Source organism: Sulfuricurvum sp. (assembly GCF_041651515.1).
Taxonomy (GTDB): Bacteria; Campylobacterota; Campylobacteria; order Campylobacterales; family Sulfurimonadaceae; genus Sulfuricurvum.
Map to the genome: position 1 here is coordinate 248,303 of NZ_JBAZJF010000001.1, position 22,818 is coordinate 271,120.

The 22,818-nt window shown below is 39.3% G+C and carries 21 protein-coding genes and 2 tRNA genes; 8 read left to right on the forward strand and 15 right to left on the reverse strand.

What is annotated here, in order from left to right; all coding sequences use genetic code 11:
- Positions 1-378: 378 nt before the first annotated feature.
- Together WC407_RS01230 and WC407_RS01235 are read left to right on the forward strand one after the other, a co-directional pair.
- Positions 379-621, forward strand: coding sequence for a hypothetical protein (locus WC407_RS01230; protein ID WP_373020283.1), 243 nt, complete (start codon positions 379-381; stop codon positions 619-621).
- 102 nt (positions 622-723) lie between these two features.
- Positions 724-1,509 (forward strand): DNA adenine methylase, encoded by a 786-nt coding sequence (locus WC407_RS01235; RefSeq protein ID WP_373020285.1) that lies wholly within the window; start codon positions 724-726, stop codon positions 1,507-1,509.
- A gap of 278 nt (positions 1,510-1,787) precedes the next feature.
- On the opposite strand, the gene WC407_RS01240 is transcribed toward WC407_RS01235, so the two are convergent.
- Positions 1,788-1,878, reverse strand: a tRNA-OTHER gene (locus tag WC407_RS01240).
- 158 nt (positions 1,879-2,036) lie between these two features.
- On the opposite strand from WC407_RS01240, the gene WC407_RS01245 reads away from it, so the two are divergent.
- Together WC407_RS01245 and WC407_RS01250 are read left to right on the forward strand one after the other, a co-directional pair.
- The gene (locus tag WC407_RS01245; RefSeq protein WP_373020291.1) at positions 2,037-3,326 is read left to right on the forward strand and encodes a tyrosine-type recombinase/integrase; all 1,290 of its coding nucleotides are present in this window, start codon (positions 2,037-2,039) and stop codon (positions 3,324-3,326) included.
- 149 nt (positions 3,327-3,475) lie between these two features.
- Positions 3,476-4,726 (forward strand): Fic family protein, encoded by a 1,251-nt coding sequence (locus WC407_RS01250; RefSeq protein ID WP_373020293.1) that lies wholly within the window; start codon positions 3,476-3,478, stop codon positions 4,724-4,726.
- A gap of 236 nt (positions 4,727-4,962) precedes the next feature.
- Here the strand turns inward: WC407_RS01250 and WC407_RS01255 are convergent, their stop codons facing one another.
- The 11 genes from WC407_RS01255 to WC407_RS01305 all read right to left on the reverse strand — a co-directional run bounded on the left by WC407_RS01255 (position 4,963) and on the right by WC407_RS01305 (position 16,563).
- Complete coding sequence (locus tag WC407_RS01255) at positions 4,963-5,649, reverse strand: hypothetical protein (protein ID WP_373020295.1); 687 nt, start codon at positions 5,647-5,649, stop codon at positions 4,963-4,965.
- Positions 5,646-6,977 carry a radical SAM protein gene (locus tag WC407_RS01260; RefSeq protein ID WP_373020297.1) on the reverse strand — a complete coding sequence of 444 codons (1,332 nt, stop codon included), beginning with the start codon at positions 6,975-6,977 and terminating at the stop codon, positions 5,646-5,648. The genes WC407_RS01255 and WC407_RS01260 overlap by 4 nt, the downstream gene beginning before the upstream one ends.
- Before the next feature lies 1 nt (position 6,978).
- Positions 6,979-8,292: a radical SAM protein gene (locus WC407_RS01265; RefSeq protein ID WP_373020303.1), complete on the reverse strand. Its 1,314-nt coding sequence runs from the start codon at positions 8,290-8,292 to the stop codon at positions 6,979-6,981.
- Positions 8,289-9,407 carry a hypothetical protein gene (locus WC407_RS01270; protein ID WP_373020305.1) on the reverse strand — a complete coding sequence of 373 codons (1,119 nt, stop codon included), beginning with the start codon at positions 9,405-9,407 and terminating at the stop codon, positions 8,289-8,291. The genes WC407_RS01265 and WC407_RS01270 overlap by 4 nt, the downstream gene beginning before the upstream one ends.
- On the reverse strand, positions 9,407-10,765 hold the full coding sequence (locus WC407_RS01275; protein WP_373020307.1) for a radical SAM protein: 1,359 nt from the start codon (positions 10,763-10,765) through the stop codon (positions 9,407-9,409). The genes WC407_RS01270 and WC407_RS01275 overlap by 1 nt, the downstream gene beginning before the upstream one ends.
- A 5-nt stretch (positions 10,766-10,770) precedes the next feature.
- The gene (locus WC407_RS01280; RefSeq protein ID WP_373020309.1) at positions 10,771-12,144 is read right to left on the reverse strand and encodes a radical SAM protein; all 1,374 of its coding nucleotides are present in this window, start codon (positions 12,142-12,144) and stop codon (positions 10,771-10,773) included.
- Entirely contained in the window at positions 12,119-13,654 is a 1,536-nt protein-coding gene (locus tag WC407_RS01285) for a GH3 auxin-responsive promoter family protein (RefSeq protein WP_373020311.1), read from the reverse strand. Before WC407_RS01285 ends, WC407_RS01280 begins: the two co-directional genes overlap by 26 nt.
- Entirely contained in the window at positions 13,630-14,355 is a 726-nt protein-coding gene (locus WC407_RS01290) for a hypothetical protein (protein WP_373020313.1), read from the reverse strand. Before WC407_RS01290 ends, WC407_RS01285 begins: the two co-directional genes overlap by 25 nt.
- A 12-nt stretch (positions 14,356-14,367) precedes the next feature.
- Positions 14,368-14,979 carry a hypothetical protein gene (locus WC407_RS01295; protein WP_373020315.1) on the reverse strand — a complete coding sequence of 204 codons (612 nt, stop codon included), beginning with the start codon at positions 14,977-14,979 and terminating at the stop codon, positions 14,368-14,370.
- Positions 14,972-15,454: a hypothetical protein gene (locus WC407_RS01300; protein WP_373020322.1), complete on the reverse strand. Its 483-nt coding sequence runs from the start codon at positions 15,452-15,454 to the stop codon at positions 14,972-14,974. Before WC407_RS01300 ends, WC407_RS01295 begins: the two co-directional genes overlap by 8 nt.
- 161 nt (positions 15,455-15,615) lie before the next feature.
- Positions 15,616-16,563: a fatty acid desaturase gene (locus WC407_RS01305; protein WP_373020324.1), complete on the reverse strand. Its 948-nt coding sequence runs from the start codon at positions 16,561-16,563 to the stop codon at positions 15,616-15,618.
- Between the two features lie 285 nt (positions 16,564-16,848).
- Here WC407_RS01305 and WC407_RS01310 point away from each other — a divergent pair, with 285 nt between their 5' ends.
- Together WC407_RS01310 and WC407_RS01315 are read left to right on the forward strand one after the other, a co-directional pair.
- Positions 16,849-17,409 (forward strand): recombinase family protein, encoded by a 561-nt coding sequence (locus WC407_RS01310; RefSeq protein WP_373020326.1) that lies wholly within the window; start codon positions 16,849-16,851, stop codon positions 17,407-17,409.
- A gap of 71 nt (positions 17,410-17,480) precedes the next feature.
- Complete coding sequence (locus WC407_RS01315; protein WP_373020328.1) at positions 17,481-18,314, forward strand: DEAD/DEAH box helicase family protein; 834 nt, start codon at positions 17,481-17,483, stop codon at positions 18,312-18,314.
- A gap of 215 nt (positions 18,315-18,529) precedes the next feature.
- Here WC407_RS01315 and WC407_RS01320 read toward each other — a convergent pair whose 3' ends face one another.
- On the reverse strand, positions 18,530-18,916 hold the full coding sequence (locus WC407_RS01320) for a lysozyme inhibitor LprI family protein (protein WP_373020330.1): 387 nt from the start codon (positions 18,914-18,916) through the stop codon (positions 18,530-18,532).
- On the opposite strand from WC407_RS01320, the gene WC407_RS01325 reads away from it, so the two are divergent.
- Positions 18,890-19,090 (forward strand): helix-turn-helix domain-containing protein, encoded by a 201-nt coding sequence (locus WC407_RS01325; RefSeq protein WP_373021089.1) that lies wholly within the window; start codon positions 18,890-18,892, stop codon positions 19,088-19,090. The genes WC407_RS01320 and WC407_RS01325 overlap by 27 nt on opposite strands.
- A 194-nt stretch (positions 19,091-19,284) precedes the next feature.
- On the opposite strand, the gene WC407_RS01330 is transcribed toward WC407_RS01325, so the two are convergent.
- Positions 19,285-19,887 (reverse strand): gamma-glutamylcyclotransferase, encoded by a 603-nt coding sequence (locus WC407_RS01330; protein WP_373020333.1) that lies wholly within the window; start codon positions 19,885-19,887, stop codon positions 19,285-19,287.
- 513 nt (positions 19,888-20,400) lie between these two features.
- Positions 20,401-20,484 (reverse strand) — tRNA-Leu (locus tag WC407_RS01335).
- A gap of 147 nt (positions 20,485-20,631) precedes the next feature.
- Here WC407_RS01335 and flgL point away from each other — a divergent pair.
- The gene (flgL, locus tag WC407_RS01340) at positions 20,632-22,734 is read left to right on the forward strand and encodes a flagellar hook-associated protein FlgL (protein ID WP_373020335.1); all 2,103 of its coding nucleotides are present in this window, start codon (positions 20,632-20,634) and stop codon (positions 22,732-22,734) included.
- Positions 22,735-22,818 lie beyond the last annotated feature (84 nt).

Below are 22,818 nucleotides of genomic sequence, written 5' to 3' on the forward strand. Positions count from 1 at the left end.
ACATCTCTTTTAGGTACACCGATAGGTACACCAAAAACTCAATTTTGTGGTGTACCTAAGCAAAATCAAGTACACTTCTGTATAGCTTATTGTAGCTACTTATACCTTATAAAATCCCTATATTAAGGGATTTATTGAGTCATTGTAGTCATTTGTATATACTTATACTTTTCTTGAATTTGCAGGCTCATAACCCGTAGGTCACAGGTTCAAATCCTGTTTCCGCAACCAACAAAACTCCAATAAATAGCCATTTAAGCGTGACTTTACTCACTTTTACTACCCTCTTCAAGCTATCAAGTACAACACAAATATTTTGATTCAGATATCGTATATTGATTTGAGCATAATGCCAATTATTTCAGGAGTTAATCAATCATGAAAACGTTTTATTTAATAGTCTTGACCGTAGTTTTGATCTTCTCCGGGTGCGCTGCTAAAGTATCCCCATGTGAACCTATCACGATCACAAAAAAATGCGAGGTACCTCATATCATCAAGCCACAAATGAGCGATGAAGGCGGTGAAAATGTGACATGGTTAAAAGCACGTTTGGAAAACTATCCGAAGCTGGAGAGCTATGTTTATGATTTGGAGGCGGCAATAGAGAAGTGTAAGTAAAATAAGTCCCACAGCCAACCTCTGACAGAAAGCTGCGGTACCGGAATTATCTCCGGTATCTTAATTCGACCGTGAAAATATGACACGGTGTCAGGAAATTATATGCAGCATCGTAAAGTCCCCCTCAAAGCCCCGTTTGCTTGGATAGGTGGAAAATCAAAACTCGCCGACGATATAGTCGCACTCTTCCCTGATCATCGGCTCTATGTCGAAGTATTTGGAGGTGCTCTCAACGTTATATACCGCAAGTCCTGTACCATCAAACAAGCCGAAGTTGTCAACGACATTAACGGTGAGCTGATCAACCTCCATCGCGCTATCCGCACTAATCCACAATCCCTATCGATGTACCTGAGTACTCTACTGATCAGCCGGGAACTATTCGCTGATATTCTATCCGGACGTATGAAGCCACGGAATAATATCGAACGAGCTGCTTTCTATTTTTACCTCCTGTCTCAGAGCTTCGGAGCCAAAGGGACGACGTTTGCTATGATGGCTAAGAGTGGACGCAGACCAAAAGATATCTACAAAGACTTCGGACAGTGGTCTAAACGGTTGAAGTTTGTCACAATAGAGCACATGAGCTTCGATAAGCTGATCACTACCTATGACAAAGAGGACGCGTTCTTCTACTGCGACCCGCCTTACGTATCGACCGAGAAGTACTATCAACATACGGGCGGTTTTGGAGAGGCAGAGCACCGTCAGCTCTCAGAGCTGCTTCATGGCATCAAAGGTAAGTTTCTATTGAGCTATAACGATTGTGAACTCGTTAGAGAGCTATATGCGGATATGAAGATTACATCCACCAAAGAGATTAACTATACCCTTCGAGGGGCGGGAAGTAAGAAGACAGTGCGGGAGGTGTTTATTACGAACTATTAGGAGGCGATGCTTCCTAATAACTTTTTAGGATTTGAATTTAAAATGCAAGTAATTGATTGTAATTGATGAATATTGCAGTTATTTAGATTTGAATATGAAATTATAGTGATTTGTTCATATTTAGCTTAAAAAAGGTATGTTACTATCATTTTAAATTCAAATTACTATCATTTTAAAATCGGTTGTACACTAAGTTTTCTTTTATATTTAGGGAAGTTTTTAAAGCTCGTATTTTAGGGGGTTTAGCTGGGGAAAAATGACTATAAAATCATTGGTTGTGGTACCAGTGGGCGGACTCGAACCGCCACGCATCGCTGCACCGGATTTTGAATCCAATTAATATTCAATCTATATCAAACTACAACTAGCTATAAATACCCACTCAAAACCCCTATTATACGGGCTTCTTTATATAATCATTAGATACAACTAGCTACAATTTACCACAGCCAAATATTGTTAAATTGATACCCGTTTCCAGTAAATTGATACCCGTTTTAACCAAAAATGATACCCGTGGAGTCCACATGAATTTTAATTTGAAGAATCGTAGAACTGCTGGTTTAACCTACAAAGATGATGGGCAAATTCCATCTAGTAAAATTGTAGATGGTCAAATAGTTAATACCAATATCACTTTTACAAAGCCATATAAAATTCAAGTCAGAGCATCAAAAGTTCTTAATGGGAAAAGGTCTATTAACAAAGAGACAATGACTTTTGATAAAAACACAACTTTACTAGACGCAATAAAAGAAGCCTCCAAAAGATATGAAGAATTGATGGATGAACTCAATAACGATATATACAAGAAAAAATCTTCTGAGGTCATCAAGCCAGATATGACATTTGAGAATGCGTGGGAACTCATTCGCAATAAAGAGACAAAGAATGGGAAAGATAACTCGACTGAAATGCAGTTCTATAAAAACTGGTTGCAACCAATATACAATAAGCCGTTAAACAAAATAGCACCCAATGATATTAGAGATATTGCTAATACGTTAAAAAATGCAAATAGATCAGATCGAACCCAAAGAAGAACCTATCAAGTCGTGAACTATATTTATAGTGAAATCAATAAGTCAACTACAGAATTTGTTCTAATCTCCCCAGCATCGATGAAGGGATTACCTCCTTTAAGAAATAAGTCCAACTTGGATTTACCATTGGAAAAATCAAAAGCTGTCGCGCAAGCACTAAGGAATTATCCGGTGTCGCCGTATAGAGAAGTTTTTATGTGGTTGTTACATGGAAGAAGAAGAGGAGAAGTTCTTGCTCTCAAATGGGAAGATATAAATTTTGAAGATCGTACCTACACCATCAGAGAGATTTCGAATAAAGCAGGTATCAATATGACCTATAAGCTATCAAATCGATTATTTGCCACTCTCGAAGCTCTAGTAGGCATTAAAAAGATCGATAAGATGAAAGGATTCGTTTTTAAAAGCTCAGATAATAAAAAACCACTTTGTGAAGCCACATTGAGAAACCATTGGATGCGCGTGAGTGATGATAATAAATTCCCATTTACGAGAATGCATGATTTAAGAAAGCTACTGGGTGAATATCTTATGAATCAGATGTTGCAGAGTGATAATATTGTCGATACGGTTTTAGGGCATCTACCTAGCGGCATTGCATCACGATACGCAACTATGAAAAACACAACAGTCGGTCCAATTGTAGATACTGCACTTGATGGACTTTTAGATGAAAATAAAGTTATTGAAGTTAATGATGAGAAATTAAAACAGTTACAAGCGATGTTTCCTGAAAAGTCTATTGAGCAGTTGAGTATGTTTTTGAATAGCTAATAAATTTTGGTTACTTCTTTATCTGAAAATTAATCAGCAATAATTTTATACATAATTGCAAAAAAGTCCATATTTAAAGCATTTTAAATCAGAAAATTAATCAGCAATAATTATGCTACAATTGTTTATATCTATTCAGGAGTACCATCATGACTTTTACACCGATCGCTCCTCTAAATTTAAGAGGTGAACTGGATGATGATTTACTACAGTGGTCGGAGCGAATATGCATGAAGAGTGCAATCTTGCTAGGTGGGCTTAATAATGACGTATTGGATGAAATAAAAGAGCTTTTACGTATTACCAACAGCTATTATTCGAACCGTATCGAATCAGACGGCACACACCCAGTCGATATCGAAAAAGCGATGAAACAAGAATTTTCTGAAGAAGAAAATAGCAGCAAGCTTCAAAAATTATCGATAGCGCACATTCATACCCAGCGTAAAATTGAAAATCTTATCTCAAATACATCACCTTTTGATAGTGATTTTATACGCTTTGTACATCGTGAAATGTATACCCAAGACGGAATGGAGAAATTTTTAAAAATAAGCCATTCCGATACTAATGAAATTGTTGAAATGGTACCCGGTGAGTATCGAACAAGAGATGTGTCGGTCGGTAGATATATTGCACCCCCATCCGAGGAATTATCCGGCTTGATGATGGAGTATTCAGATCACTATCAACGTGCGTTCAAGCAAACATCGGTTGCGAAAAAATTACTCTATGTACTCGCTTCTCATCACCGTCTCGTTTGGATACATCCTTTCCTGGATGGAAACGGCAGAGTATCTCGATTGGTTTTAGACGGTGCACTTATCGGCTCCGGGCTAAGCGGGTATGGATTATGGAATATCTCCCGAGGGTTGGCACGGTCAGTCGATGATTACAAAAGCTATTTAAAACATGCCGACATGATTAAGCAAGGTTCATACGACGGTAAGGGTGATTTATCGACGGCTGCACTCAAAGAGTTTGTAAAATATATGCTTGAAGTTGCAGAAGATCAGGTTGATTATATGGGAGGCTTATTAAAAACAGATGGACTTGCTGATAGAATTGATCAATATGTAACCTTTGCAAATACCGGAGTTATAGGGGTAGAATCGTTTCCTAAAGGTTCCATCCAAATTTTTAAGCACTTATTAGTCCATGGTGAAAGTTCACGAGGCGCTATGGCGCAGGTCATAGGTGCAAGTGATAGAACAACCACTAATGTTATTCAAGAGCTATTAAGAAGGGATTTTATTGCATCACCATCACCAAAAGGTGCAATACGTTTGAGATTTCCAGCCCATATGGCATCATTTGTATTTCCAGAACTCATGCCGATTGTGACACTACACGCTAAAGATATGTCAAAGAAAAAAAGTGTTGGACGCCCAAAAAAATAGAGCATCCAATATTTAATATAAAAAAAACAATTGAAACTTTATTATCAAGGCTGATGCGTTGGAGAAGTAGTCTGCATATTGATAATGAAACCATTAGAGATTTGATACACAAAAAATATACGATCGTTTTTCAAGTGAAAGAAAATGCGGTTCATATACGTCAAAGTTCTTATTAAAGCGTCGATATAATTTGATTAAAAGATAAATTATATTGAAAAATATCTACACAATGCATCTTATAAAACTATTTCAGGTTCATTCTTTTGAATAGGTCTGCACCCTGAATGCCCATGTTTACATAATGAACGTTTTCGGTAAAGAACGACAGGAATAGCTATAGATATCCCGAGTAAAAAGGTGATATATAGTATTGAAAAAGTCGTATTCATCAATCCTTTCATATAAAGTAATTCTGCAACCCCAAGGCCAAATCCATAAACTAACCCAAATCCAGCAAAAAATATAGGCGCATAGTCCATAGTGATGGCTTCAGCATCTTTGCCATCTGCCCAAGGTTGATTATAAACGATCAAAATACCGGCTTTAATAGCCTTGATATCATAAATCACGTTCCAAAATCCCAATACAGAAGCCAAAACAAATGCTGTCTGTAAGACGTCAACCATATTTACTGCCATTTGGGTATGACATAACCATGCAAGTGTTGATGTCGCACTGCCAAACACAAACCCGTGATGGGGTCTAAACCTTCCCAACCGATATTTGGTATTAAACTCCCATACTTTAAGTACGTTTGTACCGATTCCCGGAACGATATACGCAAAAAGTACCGGTACCAGCCATGCGATCAATGTCAATGTCATATTGCCATCATAGGTATGCCACCAGAGCCAAAAAGAGAGCGGTGTTAATACAATAGGCCCGATGTATTGGTAGTAAGTAAAGAATTTTTTATTCATCATTTGAGTCCAAATTTCATTCTGTGTTTTTTGTAAACTTCTTTTCGAAATAAGAGTGCATAACGGAGAAAATTTGTAGCGCGCCATAAAGATTTGAGATTGGTTTTTACATCGGAAAAGCGATAAAGTAATGATGGGATACTGTTGAATTGTTCTCGCGCTTCATGACAAGCCTTTGTCAATTCATCGGACGTCATTCGAGTGGGGATAAAGGCTGCCTGATTAAAGCGATATTCGGGATGAAGCCACCATTTTCCATAATACAAGAGTCGATTTTCGCGTTCAAGCTGCTCGTATAAAGGGGTATTTGGATACGGCATTAAAATATTGAATGCCGCAAATGTAAATTTATTTTTTCGGGCAAATTCCATCGTCGCCAGAACAGAGTCATACGTGTCATTATCATATCCGAGAGTAAATGCGGCCCATGTTTGCATCGCGTGATCGCGCAGTGTTTCGATTTCACGTTCATAATTTGAAAAGCCACGGATATTCGAAACTTTCTTTGCATCTTTTAAACTCTCAGGCGTGATTGATTCAAAGCCCATAACATTGCCGATACATCCGCTATCGGCCATCAATTTCATAATCTCTTTGTCATGCGTTATATCCAAACTTGCCTGACTGATCCAGTTTATCTTCATCGGTATAAGTTCTTGGCAGAGCTCTTTGAGTGCATGTTTATGTGAAGCGATATTGTCATCCACAAAGAAAATAAACTTTCGGTCTTGCTCTGCAATCTCTTCTAATACTTCATCAATACGCCGTATGTAATGTTTTTTATCAAAATAACGGCTAACTGCGCAAAAGTTGCATTCATACCGACAACCGCGTGAAAATTGCATCAATGACATAGGCAGGTAGCCTTTGCCTTTGTACAGATCCCGTCTGGGTTTCACTCCTCCGATTTGACCGATGCCGGGAGGAGCTTTATATACCTTTTGTAGTTTATTGTGTTTAACATCATCAAGAACATGAGCCCATAAGGTTTCTGCATCACCGATAAAAATACTGTCGGCATACTGCCCTACCTCTTCGGGAACCAAAGAAACATGCATCCCCCCCATAATGACAGGAACACCGCGTTCGCGATACTCTGAGGCGATCTCATAGGCACGCCGTGCTGTATAGGTCTCGACGGTGATAGCAACCAAATCAGTCGGTTCATCATAGGGGATTGATTCCATGCGGTCATCATGCAAAACTACCTCATGTTCATCGGGAGTGAGACCGGCAAGTACACCGAGCATCAATGGCTCCATACGTCCCTCATCGACATAAAGACTATGTTCAAGGCGTCCGATGGTTGGTTTTATCAAGGTTATTTTCATGCTATTTTCCCAGATGCCGATGATGTTTTTTCAGTACCTCTTTACGCGATACGATGTTAGCTAATGCGACCATAGCAAATCTAAAGAGGTTAAATTTTGTATCGCTGAGCAAAAGCCGATATGCTATGGAATTCCATGAATAAAACCGTTTTTTAGCCTCGAAACATTTTTCGGAAAACACATCAGGGCTCATCGCTTTGGGTGAAAAAATAGCGTCACCGTAACGATACGATGAATCTTGCCACCACAGTTCATGGATGAGCCGCCCTTCACTCTTGAGCCGATCATAAAGTGCTGATCCGGGAGTCGGGGTCAACGGATTGAAATTGGCGATTTCCAGTTTTGCTTCGAGTGCAAACGCCAAACTTTTTTCGATGAGTTCGGGAGTGTCATGATCATAACCGAATACAAAAGTACCATAAACGGACATCCCCCTTCTATGAAATTTTTTGACAATTTCAAGGTAATCACCGCTCACCTTGTTCCAACTTTTCCCCATCTGCTTTAGATTCTCCTCGCTGAGCGATTCAAAGCCGATGAGAACAAAAATACATCCCGATTCCGCCAAACGGTCCAGCAGTGCATCATCCCGTGCTGCATCGATACTGATTTGACATGACCATCTGAATTTAAGAGGTGTAATGGCATCCAAAAGTTCATAAAGCTCTTTTTTTGAACTGAAAAGATTATCATCCACAAAGAAAAGGAGCTTTTTTCTATCCAAAGTGGCAATTTCTTCTACAATGTTTTGAACCGGTCGAACCCGTACGCTGTTTTTATAAAAAGCATCAATCGAACAAAATTCGCAGGTAAACCTGCATCCTCGACTGTATTGAACCAACTCTACAGGAATATATTTTTTACCCTTGAAGATAGTGCGGTCGATTCGATAATCATCCAGTGAGTGAGCATTGCCTCCACTATAATGCTGTTGAAGATTCCCCTCTTTAAAATCATTCAGTAACCTTTCCCAGCACTCTTCCGCATCACCAACAACAATGGAGTCCGCATGTTCAAGTACCTCTTCGCCCATCAGTGTCGGATGGTATCCTCCCATGACAACAGCTATTCCACGACTCCGATACGCTTTGGCTATTTCGTATGCCCTGCGTGCGGTAAACGTTTCGACACTTAGTGCCACTAAATCAGGAGTGTCGTCTTCAGGAATACTTTCAATACGATCGTCAAAAAAGCGAATTTCAATATCGCTAGGGGTACGTGCAGCCAAGATTGCGATAGAAAGTGGTGGCAATGCATCGTTTGAGCGATAATTGCCCATGTTGGGACGTATAAGCGTTAGGCGTTCTAGTCTCATAATAATGCCACCTCAGGTTGTATGATCCGCTCAGACGTGTTCGTGTATTGATCATCCCCCTTCAGCGTTACTACCTCGATCTGTGTTCGGTAAATTTCAGGCTTAAGCGTGTGCTTTAGAATCGGTAATAGTACATGCTGTGAGGATATCCCCATCACACAACTTGTCGCCCCTTTTGCACGGGCAATATAAGCAGCTTCTTTGAGCACATTGACGGCCAAATCGGTGTCGTCGTCATCGCAAGCGAAAAAAGCTACATAAAGATGTTCCAATGCTTTTCCAGCCTGAGGCAATTCCACCCGTTTCATCATTCGAGCATATCCATTGTAAAGTATTCGTAAATGGTTGAGCGGAGCTTTATATCCTTTTACAACACTCTGTTTAAACGCCCGTTGATCCCAAAGAGCAAAACAGCAACGTAGCACTCCATTTTTATCTCTGAGTAGCCAAAAATCACTAATATCCAATCCCAGATGTCCGGCAGTATTTTGCAGCCATTCCTCACTCAAATACGGGGATAACTGATAGGATGAGGCTCTCTTATTGTAATAGGAGACAATATCCGAAATGTCTTCTGATCTGGCCTGAACCAGTATCCCTCCATTTTTTCCTTGATTAACCGAAAAAATCATCGTTGTCATCTCACCTACAGGCGAATAACAGGGCATCCCACTCATATTTGCTTCGAGTAATCTACGTGCTATAGTGTTTTCACTGGCAATGCTTGTAAAATAAAACGGCACACTCCCACGCAAAGGGACGATTTTCTTTAGGGCTTCAAACCCATGCTTGATATAGTGGATTTTGTGCCTAAATTCAGAGACAACACGTAATCCTCCAAGATACCCGATCATTTCAGGTTTACCGTCAATATGAACCGGTAAATACGAACACGAATACATACCGATAATATTCTCTTCAACGATGGCATCTTGGGCGATGAGAGCATACGTTTCTCCCATCAATGATGCTCCATCAAAATAAGACGGTTCACGTTCCGTGGAAATATTGACCCACGATTTCATAGGGTTCTCATGCAGGAGACGTTTGAGCGTCGTATCGTCTTTAGGCGTAGCGAGACGATAAAGTGTATCCTTGATTCGATACTCTGCCATTATCGCTTCACTCTCAACAGTTCACCCGTCCAGTTTTCATCCCCCAGAGGATAGCCGTTTCGGCTGCTGACATCCTTGCGGTGCATAAAGTTAATCGGTAAATAGTTGCGTAGCATGAATCCATCGCTTCGATTTGCTTTACCGAAAACCCGCTTGAAAATACTCGAAAAACTGTAAAATTTACGCCGAGTGGCAACACATTGGCTGGTCACTTCTTCAGGCAGCATGTTACGAGGAGAGAACGGTAAATCGTTATAGCGGTAATTATCATCAAGCCACCATTGTTTAAACCTCAATCGTCCCTGTGCTTCAAGCTGAGTATAGAGTGGAGTACCTGGAAAAGGGGTCAAATGATTAAAGGCCGCTATATAAAACTGATGCTCTTGTGCAAAATCTACCGCCTCATCAAATGAATCCATCGTATCGTGGTCATAGCCGAAGACAAATGTGGCGTAAATGCGGATGTTATGCCGACGAAGATTTTCAAGGGCTTTAGAATACCCCCCATGCATCGTATTGAAGCTTTTGTTCATCAATTTGAGGTTTTTTTCATCCAGACTTTCAAATCCGATCAGAACCCCTTTGCAACCGCTTGCATTCAGCAGTGACAAAAGTTCATCATCGAATGCTCCATCGATACTCATCTGGGTAATCCATCGGATTTTAAGCGGTATCAGTGCACGTAAAAGTTCTTTTGCCTCTTTGATATTGCCGATAAAATTATCATCCACGAAGAAGAAAATATTTTTCTCTTTTTTAAGCGATTCTATCTCTGTGATGATATCCTCAATTGGTCGTGTACGGTGGGTGCTCTCAAAATAAGATTGAATAGCACAAAATTCACATGAAAACCGGCAACCTCTCCCCGTCTCAACCAACCCTATTGGGAGATAACGTTTCCCTTTAAATATAGAACGGTCTAATCGTATATCCGCTAATGATGGTCGTTCATCGCTTTTGTACCGTTGTTGCAATTTTCCGTTTTTAATATCTGAAACAACCTCTTTCCAAATCGTTTCTGCTTCGCCGATAAGAACTGCATCAGCATACTGTTCTACTTCATCAGGAAGCAGTGTTGCATGAAATCCTCCCATTATGACCGGTATGTTTCTTCTACGATATTCACTTGCTATTTGATAAGCCCGCTTGGCTGTGTAAGTTTCAACGGAAATAGCCACAGCGTCGGTAGAATTATCAAAAGGAATCTTCTCCATACGATCATCATAAAAACTAATCTCGACATCATCAGGAGTCAATCCGGCAATAGCAGCAGCTGGTAGAGGCTCCATCTGCCATGAACGAATATATCGTTCATTTTTAATATGCCCTATTGCCGGATGAATGATCGTAATATGCATCGCTCTCAACGCTTCATCGTTTTGATCTCAGTCCCAAATCCGGCAAGCGGATTGGGCATCATAGATTGAATATGCCAATCGCAGTTATAGAACTTATCGAGATTGTTGGCATAAAATCGATACCCAAGATTTGAAGTAATGGCGAGGGATTGAAAGTTCTTTGCTTGCCATAAACGTTTGGCAATATTTGAATACGTATATGTTTTTTTCCATGCTCGCTCATGACCAAGAAGAAGTTCTTCCACACTCATTTGCTTGGGTTCAAATACGACATGCTGACCGTCATACAATTCCCAATCACGGGTCAAAATTCGCCCTTCATCATTGAGTCTTTGATACAACGGAGTCCCCGGAAAAGGGGTAAGCACAGCATAACGAGGCAAATCGATACCGGTTTCAAGGACAAACTCAACTGTTTCATCAAAAACATCGATCAAATCGTTATCAAGACCAAAAACAAAACACCCCTGTATAGAGATACCCAGCCCATGCAGTTTTTTGATGAGATCATAATAATTGACCGATGCGTTAAATTGCTTATGCGTCTCTTTTAAGCTCGTTTCTGAAACCGTCTCAAGACCCAAAAGCAACCCTTTGCATCCGCTTCGTGCCATCAGTTCCAATAGATGATCATCATGCGCAATCAGCACCGTAGATAATCCGAACCATTGAATATTCAACGGTATCAACTGTGTAAAAAGCTCTGTAGCGTATCCCTTATCGGAAATTAGATTCAAATCCACAAAAATAATTTTCTTTTGCCCGAGTCGTTTAATATCTTCAATTACCCAGTCAACAGGGTGCTGATACTGCTTGCTTCCCCATGCGCTCGGAGCTACACAAAAATCACAATGATGAGCGCAAGAACGTGTTGCTTCAAAGACAGCTTGGGTCAAAAATGAGTGTTTATTAAAAAGATCGCGCTTGGGAAACGGAGAACCTTCCAGGGTAAACGTACTGTCTTGGTCGTATCTATGTTTTGGTTGTTTTTCTTTAAAATCTCGTAACAATTGCGGCCAGCTCTGTTCGGCATAACCGACGCAAATAGCATCGGCATGTTCAGCCGCTTCTTCGGGGACCAAAGTAACATGTGGACCACCCAATACCACAAATATCCCTTGTTGTCTGAATTGTGCGGCCAGTTCATAACTCCGTTTTGCCGTACCGGTAATCACCGTCATTCCAACGATATCAGCTTCAAGATTTTCAGGAATTACCTGAATGCTTTCATCAATCAGTTGAATCTCCGCATTAAGATCTTCAGGTACCAGTGCGGCTAATGTTGTTAATGTTAAAGGCTGATAACGAAGGGATTTTTTAAAAATACCCCCTCTGTGTCGATAGAGCGGTCCTTTAGGAGAGATCAGTACTATTTTCATTATTATTTCCTATAATAATCTGGATCCACTCATCATCACTGTTTAAAGAGGGTATTTTTATATCCCCGACTCTGCTGCCGGTATTGGTCTTATACTCGATATACAAGAGCATGGCATCTTTTATGATAAGAGGCTCTAATGATCCTAACTGACCTATTTTTCGCGCATACGCATACTGTGGATTCTCCATCAGTTTTTTTTCCACCTCTATTGTTTTATCAGGGGTGTCTGGTAAATCACTCAGAAGAATATAATGAGGAGTTATCCTCTTATCCGGTATCAGCATTGAAAAGCTTCCGATAGATTGCAAAGCACTTCGAACGAAAACCTCGTTCAATTTTTCACCAACCATATCCGAAACGATCCCTTTTCTTCCCATAAAACGTAATATTGGTAAATTATTTTCATATCCTTCACACTGTAGCATATCACCTGTCCGGTAACGATATAGCCCACCGGAAGTGGTTAGAATAATTTCGTAGATTTTATCGGTTGCAAGTTCATGTGCTAAATAATTATCTCCATTAACATCTATAAACTCATAAAACCCAGAAGCCGATGACAGCAATGGTAATCCATCCGCATTTGGCATCGTGACGACACCCTCTGTAGAGATCAAGCCCTTAGACTGAAAGGAGGCATGAGGAAATCGATGCTTCAACCGTTCAAAAAACGGTCTCGATGAGCCGTCTTGCCAGCAACTGATCAGTTTAATCCGTGGCCAAAGCGTCGCACTCTCTTTATTCACCAAATAATTCCTCAATCGCTCGCAAGCATCCCCATCGGGAGATAATACATACTCAGCTATCATACCTCCTTCGGCAAAGAGGAATAAAAGCTCATCAGAACGTTCTTCGAGCACTTCCATAATCATCAATAAAAATGTTGGGCTCCAAACGGAAATTAGCTCAAGTTCCTTGCATCGTATTAGCCAGTACAGTGTAACCAATTGCCATTTATCGATGTCATACAGCTCTCCCACCCATGATGGAACAACTGGCGAAGCATTAAAAGTTCCTGTAGCAATATCTCCTAAATATTCCGCATCCGATACACCGATTTTGATCCCTCCATCGGTAGCGGTAGCGCGCCGCAAGGCAGGACTGATCGACCAATAAGCCGCTTTTCCGCTAATGCCGTATCGCTGCGAAACATCAAATAACCACGGCAAAATCGCACTCTGAAAATCTTCAAAGCTTTTCTCGGTATAAGGGATTAGTTTTCCCCCGCCTGCGCTGCCTCCGGTCACTTCAAAGGCAATGGGGACTCCTTGAAACAATACATCTGCTTCCCCTATCGCCATCCGCATTATCAATGGTTCAATGGTTTCATAATCCACCATCGGTACATTTTCTTGATACATTTGGATGGTCTCTATTTCTTCAAACCGATAATCTTGCCCATAACGGCTCATGGCATTATGTTGTAGACATTCCATAAGCCATTTTTCTTGCCTCTTTCGCAATGAATCCGCACCTGCTTGGTTCAAGCTGTTTTCTCCATACTGCACTCCTGGAGTATCCGCTTAGTGAAAGGTCTGAGATTCGTATCATCAAAATCACAGATACATGCAAGTTCATCCCCTTCACCGTACTTCGGATTACGCTCCAAAAAGAACTGCACTGAAGGCTTCCCTGTCTCCTTTTCCAACGGTGAAACAAAAGTACTTTTTAGATGTCCACGAGAACGCTCATAGGCAATGATACCGCTGTTTTTATCGTAAAATTCACCAAATTTTTCTTCTGCAAGAAAATCCAAAAGCGGTTTTAAATCGCTACGGTCGATGGACCAGTGCGGGTAAAACGATTTGGTAAATGCCGGTAAATACTTATAGGTTCGATGCCCCTTAACGATCAGAAACCAATAAATCGGTTTCTGAGGCGCCAACCGTTTCAATTCCCCAATAAAACGTATCCACGCAAAAGCCAGCGCCTGCTGACCCCAGTGTTTATGATGCACAATCGTATCCCCTGAATATATAACACTAATCAGTCGATTGTCCCATATACGATCGTAGAGTTCAAATGTCGTAAATCCGATCAATACGGCCTCATGAAACAACAACAAAATTTGTGTCTTTTTTTTCAGATCGGAGATAACAATCGATTGATCTGAACCATCGTAATAACAAAGATACAACGTTGCAATGGCATTTATTTCATCTTCCGATAATGAGTGAATATCTCTAAAACAGGTAGAATATTGATGCATCAATACACGAGCCTATAAACTCAAAGGTTTGCGCTTGCGCCATACAAAAAATCCGATCAACAACCCGATCAAAAGTCCTGCAACTCCACCGATAATCCCAAAATAATTTGCACTTTCTTTAGCGACACTTAACACCGGATTATCCAAAAAGTTTATTCCGATATGCAATGTAAGTATTCGCCATTTTCCATCATCATCTTTAATAACGGTGGCCGTCCAACGTGTCTTCATCGGAAAAAATCGGCTATCGGACAAATAGCAATTCTCAACTCCCGATCCACGAACAACTCCGATTGTTTTATCAGCATAAAACTCTGTCAAAGCATCGGCATCAAATTTCATCTCAACTTTTTTTAAAAAACCGCCTGGACCGAACCAGAAGTTGAAAAATTTGGTGATATCTTCATGTGAACCGAGTATTTCTTGATTGCTGGTAGTAACTCTCATATTCTTATGAAAATATTGACCAAGTTGATCATAATGTTCGGTATTAACCGCGTTTTGAATCCCACCAAGAACGCCCCGAAGCTCTTCATGAATTGCATGATCCGGCTCATCGGCAGCAGCCGAAAGAAAGTTAAACCCACCCAGGGACACCAGTATGATAAAAACCCATTTAAACATTTTTCTCTCCTTTAATGAATGTTAATGTAACCAAAAGCATAATCGCCATTGCCGACACGATATCAAGAATATGGTGCTGATGAACCATTAACGTTGAGATCATAATCAGCAATAACCATAACAGCAGCATCATACGAACTGATTTTTTTGATGAGGACTCAACTACCGCCAATAGAATAAATGCACTATATACTACATGCAATGATGGTGCCATATTATGAGGAAGATCAAGAGAAAAAATATTGGTGAACATCTCACCATAAAATCCATTGGGAATAACACGCTCAAATCCCAGCTGTGAGGGAAAAAGCAAAAATATCCCTCCGCTAATGAGCGTACCTAGAATAATACGTTTGCCAAGTAACTTTAACTGTGAAACTCCCAAGAAAAAAGGAGGAAGAATAAAAAGGAGATACAGCGACATATAGAGCCAAATGAAATCAGGGATAAAAGGGATAGATAACTCTGTATTCAAATATAGATGGTAAACATTTGCACGTTGAGCACTAAGCCAATTACAAAATGGATAAACAGAAAAAAAGGCTATCCCTACCCAGAAAGCCCAATACCCATATGTCTTCCATATAGCCTTAGTATTATATTCTTCTGTCGATAGAACGCGGGTCATAGACTCATTCATTCTTGAGCCTTAAACGGAAATTGTGCAGGTGAATACATCGGCGGTGCAGGTCTAACACCACCCCATAACGTTGAATAAATCGACCAAAATGTCGGTTGCAGCTCATTAACATTAACATATTGAGGCAAATAAATCCATGGAACTTGAGGATGACGATGATGGGCTAAATGGTAGTGATAGTTCAATGCCAGCAAACGTGAAATAGACAACACTTTAAGATTCCATGCACCATTGATCACATCGCGTGGACTCCATGCATGGTCAACATACTGTAATGCCGACCAATGTAGAGCAAAGAACCAATGACATAATAACCAACCCTGCCAACTCAAATCCAGCAGATAATAGAGTGCTACTTGATATACAAGAGCCAGCAAACATTCAAACCAAATGCGTGTAATTGAGTGCTGAGCAATCTCTTCAAGATACGATTCAAAACCAAGAGCTCTAGCAGGACCATGGATAAAACGTTCCGAAGTAAAGTATGTTGGAGCGACGAGAATCAGTAAATTACTCAAGGGGATCATAAACCAATATAAGCCAAACAGATTACCGCCATACATCCAAATATTACGCACAGTTTTTGACTCAGAGGGGAGATAATAATCATAGAGCTCTTTATCAGTTCTATTACGCTCGTGGTGCCCCAAGTGAGCAATTTTTTGCATCGTAAATGAAGTAGGAAAGGTAGCTGCACTTACAATACCAAAAAAATCATTTCGTAATCTGTTATTTGATAAAACGCCATGTGCAGCTTCATGCAACAAAGAAAAGATTGTGTTATGTAATAAAGAATAGGCCCATGCAGCTAGAAACATATAGAGAAAAGTACTATGCGAAGCTACCCACAAGAGCCACCACGTTGTTGGGAGAACTATAAAAAAGATAGCTAAATTTCTTTTTTCTGGAATAGGAGTGCTATTAATACTATTTGTATAACTCATACTTTCACCAAAAATTTCAAGTTAATAAATTGTAACTCATATAAACTTTATATGGCTGAATTATTAATGATTGGTGAAGGTAGTTTTTTTGAAATGAAGGAATTCAAACACTGAACTCTTCCTCATTCTCACTATGTTTTACATTTTCATTATGACGGAATATAAGTATTTTCCATACACTTTCCCCGACCCTACTTTTAAAGCCAAAAAAGCTGTGATATTCCATACGAAAAACACTATCGGAATTGTATAATATACGAATACTAACTTTTAGGGTTTTCCGACATGCTAATAGGATATATGCGGGTATCAACAGACGGTGATCGACAAAGTACAGATTTACAACGGGATGCATTAATAAGTGCAGGAATAGATGAACGGCATATATTTGAAGACAAAGCTTCAGGATCCAAAGATGATCGTGCTGGTTTAGCTCAAGCGCTCGAATATATAAAATCCAGTGACACTCTTGTGGTTTGGAAACTTGATCGTCTTGGTCGATCACTACCGCATCTCATCGAAATCGTCAATCAGCTCAAATCTAAAGGTATTGGATTCAAATCTCTGACAGAAGGAATGGATACATCCAGTCCATCAGGTGAGCTTTTATTTCATGTGTTTGGAGCCTTAGCACAGTTTGAACGTTCATTGATCCAAGAACGGGTTAATGCTGGATTGGCAGCCGCAAAAAAACGGGGGCGAGTTGGTGGACGTCCGAGAGCAATTCCACAGGAAAAGATGGATGCTATTTTGGAAGCGTTAAATAACGGGATGTCAAAAGCGGCAGTTTGTCGAACGTTCGAAGTGAAAAGATCAACATTGATCGACACTTTGAATCGTATCTAAAGTTAATATTGTATAATCAATCTTCAATATTATTGAACAGTAAAATATCTTGAATATGGGATAAAACGCGCTTGATTAGTGAGAAAATAACACGAAAAGAATTAATTGATCAACATTTAATGCAAGCCGGTTGGAATATTGCTAATAAAGCTCTTGTGGTTGAAGAATTATTGATTGCAACTACTAAAGAATATATAGATTATGTTTTATACGCAAAAGATGGCAAACCACTAGCCGTAGTCGAAGCAAAAAAATCATCTAGAGATGCAGAACTTGGTCGTGAGCAAGCAAAACAATATTGCCAAAATCTTCAAAAAGAATTATCGATCGACTTGCCATTTTGTTTTTATACTAATGGGAATGATATTTATTTCTGGGATATTGGAAACTATCCACCTAGAAAAATTTATAGCTACCCCTCACGAGAAGATCTAGAGCGATTAAGACATATCAAAAAGTATAAAAAATCTCTTTCACATGAATTTATTGATACCAAAATTGCTGGTCGGGATTACCAAGTCAGTGCTATACGTTCTGTAATGGAGGCAATCGACAGAAAAAGAAGAGATTTTCTACTTGTAATGGCTACCGGTACCGGAAAAACTAGAACTACAATCGCTTTGATTGATGCACTAATGCGTGCTGGAATTGTTAAAAATACGCTTTTCCTAATAGATAGAATTGCTCTACGTGAACAAGCGATTGAAGCTTTTAAGGAGTATATGCCAAATGAGCCTTACTGGCCAAAATTTGGAGAAAGTACGATTTCAAAAGATAGAAGACTTTATATTTCGACTTATCCAACGATGTTAAACGTCATACGTAATGAAGAACAAACTCTATCATCACATTTTTTTGACTTGATTATAATTGACAACAGCTTAATGATATGTGATTTAAAGTAGTTGGAAATCAAGATTTATGGGGAAGAAACGGCGGTGCTTGTTGTTTATCAGCGGAGATTCTATTGCTATTCAGCAATACATCTATTGCGGAGTTCGTGAAGGGTAGATTGGATTCAGTTGGAGACGATATTTTAGATTTTTGTGGTCAGATTAGTGGTGTTAGAGCCACACTTTTATGTGTGACTCTAATACTTACGAGAGTAATACTTATAAAATTACAGCATTCCTGCAATATCTTCGAGTTCTTGTGCCCGAAGAGCGGTTTCTTGGACTGTGCACCCTGACGAGTTAAATGCGTCAACCGTTCCACCGTTCAACCCATCGTAAAAACTACATTTCGCTTCTTTGTATTGCACCCAAATACGTTGAACATTTTTGAGCCTTGCTTTTCCTTGGGTATCCAATTTCGACATGGCTGCTTTATACATTTTGTTCAATTTAGCATCTTGAATTTTGTACTCTTTAGCATCACATTCAAGCATCATCGATGTAACGCCTTCAGATTTATCGACGCATTTTGAATGTGCAGGAGATAATTTTACTTCTACAAACAAATCGGACAGAACGTAAAATCCATCCGCAAAGCAAAAAATGTTTCCCAACTAAGTCTTGCATTGGCAATCGAACATAAAGCCGTAGGTACAGTTTCTATGGCAGAGCTTGGAATCAACAATAAGCATTTTAATATTGAGCATTTGGTCAAAATTGCGGATGTGTTGGAAGTCGATGTTTGCGAATTTTTCAAGCATGAAGAAGTGGCAAACGTAGAGAGATAAAGTTTATCACTTTATAAAAATTAGTATTTGATTTTTGATCTTCTCCACCGCATCAAAAAATCGCATCTTTTAATGTTGTCAATGTTAAATCAAAATTCATACCCTTATAGATAGTCAGCATTCTGCGTAATATTATGAATATCTAGCTCGTTATCGGCTTTGGAATGGTATCTTGTAGTTGCAGAGGATATAACCTACTGCAACTTTTCCAAAAAACTTTTCAATTCTCCGACTTTATAGTCACTATTATTTTTCCAAACTTTCAATGGCTTTTGATCAACGGGAATATCGACACCTACTCGGATGTATGCGTAAGCGAAACACACGCCCTCATGTGTTTTAACTTTGATCCTTTTTCTTTTATAGTAATCAGGCACACCCTCAAACTCATCGATCCGCTCTAAAAGCTCTTTACGCTGAATCTCGTAAAGTTCACCCAATATTCTATTTATCGGTTTGTTGACTAAATACGGGTAATTTCCAAAACTATCTTCGAACATAGCGAATTTACCAACCGTAGACGCTTTGCCTAATCTCCGTGTCGATTTTTCCAAAAGTATGTTGTTATAAAATCCTTTTTTTAGCGAACCGTAGACGAACAAAAGTTCATGAAAAGGCTCTATACGCTTAAAATGCCCTCTTTGAACTATAGAGATACTGCCGCGTTCATGCAGTCGGTGCAAATATTTTCTGATGGTGTCTTTGGAAACACCCTGTATATTCACATCGGAAAAAGGAACTACTACATCTATAGGCAAAGCGTTTATTTTACGCTCAAGCTTATCGATTGTTTGCATTGCATTCCTCCTTATTTATCGTGACTGAATTATAGAACTTATTCTATAAAAGTGTCACGTTTAATTTTATATTAAATCCCAATTAATAGGGATTTTTTTGTATTTATTATAAGAGATAAGCTAGATTTTTAAAACCTATCTGACTCTTTTAAAGAAATATTCTAGTGATTCTGTGGCTACTTCTTGGTGTACTTTAGAAAGTCTATTGTAACACTTGGTGAAATATGCACTAAAAACTGAAGTGGCTGGCTTATTGTCTGTGAAATGATAAATAAAAGTGTCATATTGACCATAGAAATGATAAGAGTAAAAAGAAGAATCATAGACAAATGATTTGAAAGAATAAGTATTCTTTTCTCAAAGTAAATACAAATGTAGATAAGTCAATATATCTATTGACAGTAAATTGATACCCGTTTTTGGCACCCGTTGTATTTTTCACAAAAAAACAATATAACTTTTTGTGATTTTGAAACCTATTGAAAGCGCTTGTTTATGGGGATTTCTAAGGAGTGGTACCAGTGGGCGGACTCGAACCGCCACATATCGCTATACCGGATTTTGAATCCGGCGTGTCTACCATTTCACCACACTGGCATGCTTGTGAAGAGATGGAATTATAGGGGTGGTTTGCTTAAAACTATGTAAAATTGCATAGACTAATAAATTAATCACTTTTGCCGATATTGAGTATGGAACTTAATTTGCTTTAATCTTAAATTAACTTGCACACAAGGATTTGACGTGAGAGTAACAACATCATCGTTTTACAATAATATTTATGGTGAAAACAACAAAATAAATCAGCAACTTTTTGACGTCAACCAACAGATTTCTTCCGGGCAAAAAATACAATATGCGTATGAAGATCCAAGTGCTTCTATTGACTCACTGCGTCTTAATGATGAAATAACTACTCTTACACAAGTAAAAACCAGTGCACAAAGTGCTTATAAAACCAGTACACAAACCGATACAACGATTGGCGAAATTACAAAAACTCTCGATTCTATGAAAGTAAAATTGATCAATGCCGCTAACCCTACAAATTCTAATACAAGTCTACAAGCAATTGCAAAAGAATTACGCGGTTTACAAAGTCATTTATTATCCCTTGCCAACACATCGATTGGTGGAGCGTATCTCTTTTCAGGAACTGCCACCACACAAAAGCCAATCGATGCAAATGGAGTTTATCATGGGAATGATCAAAATCTTGAAGCATTTTTAGGTTCAGGGGTAAAGCAAAAATATAATATATCCGGTGCTCAACTTTTTTCAGGGCAAGAAACACAAATAAGCCGCAATATTACGACCAACGTTCCTCAGCTCAGTTTAACACAACAATACCCTGATATTATGCAAGACCCAAGTATGGCACGTGATTCGGGAACGCCTACCTATATATCCCCCTCAAGTACAATCCGTGATTTGATTGGTGATACGGATAATATTACCACTAACGACCCAAGGCAAGCCCATTTTTATGTACAAGGGACAAAAACAGACGGTACAACATTCAAACAACAAATTGATCTCAATACTACAGATACTGTCGATAATTTACTCCAAAAAATTTCTAATGTATACGGTCCTAATCAAGTTAATGTTTCGATGAATGCTAATGGCCAAATTGAGATACAAGACAAACATAGTGGCTCTAGTAAACTTGATTTTCAGATGGTAGGTGCTATCGACTTTAACCCTGTAGGTGTCGATACAGCCAATGTTACTAATATTGATTCACTTCAAGCAGGAACTACAGATTTTCAAAATGTTGTTGGTCCAACAGCAACACCTAATTTACTCTATGTCAAAGAATTCACAAAAAGTGGATTTACCACTCCTGCCGGTGTTCCAAATACCATTGAAGGGATTAACTACGACCGAACAAACTTTACCCAATCGGGTGCCCAGCTTTCATCGAATGTATCCCAAATTGTAAAAGCAGATAATTCATTTGCTATCCCCTCTACTAAATTGCTTGATGTCGCAAGTCCTGCAACACTGAATGCTCAACAATTAACCGTATCCGGAAAAACAATAACCGGAGCCGCATATACGATGCAAATCGATTTAAAAACAGCGGGCTCGACCTTTTCACTTGATGGTGGAATAACGAATTATTCTATATTCAACACCAATGTCCCTCGCGCTGCGGTTAATGCCGACACAATGACTTACCAACAGCTTATGGATGTTGTTAACATGGCTACAACCAATTCGCTACCAGCAGCGGCACCAGGAACTGCCGCTAATTACGATGCGGCTATTACGACAGCAAATACCTTAGGTTCAACAACACTTGATGCGTCAGGAAAAATCATTTTCAATGACAAAACTGCACCCGTTACTAAAGCGCAAATGTCTATATATGACAGCTCCTCTTCAAACTTTACCGGAGCCAATGCCGCGGCCGGAATACCGGGTTCTATTCTCAATTTTAATGCCAACAATGCGCTCACAATCAGTGATCCAAAAACTAATTTTTTTGCTACCATTGAAGAAACCATAAAATCAGTAGAAGAGGGAAAAACCAGAGCGGATGGTACCAGTGCATCCGATCCAAGAAATGTTGGAATACAAAATTCTATTCAAAAGATAGATGATTTAAACAATCATGTAACAAGAATGCAGACGGAAGCAGGTTCATACTCGCAAGTTTTACAGGCCTCTTCGGATCGAACCGATATGCTAATCGTCAGTACTAAAACTCTACAATCGAGTGTAATGGACACAGACGTTGCCCAAGCAACTCTTCAAATGACGCAACTCACTACGAATTACCAAGCTATGCTCTCTGGTATCTCTAAAATTTCAAAACTTTCTCTCGTCAATTATTTATAGCATTCTGCAATAAAAGGGTTCTTTCTCCCCTTTTTTGCTATAATCTACTTACTTTTCAACCTTATTTCAAGGATCTCCTATTTT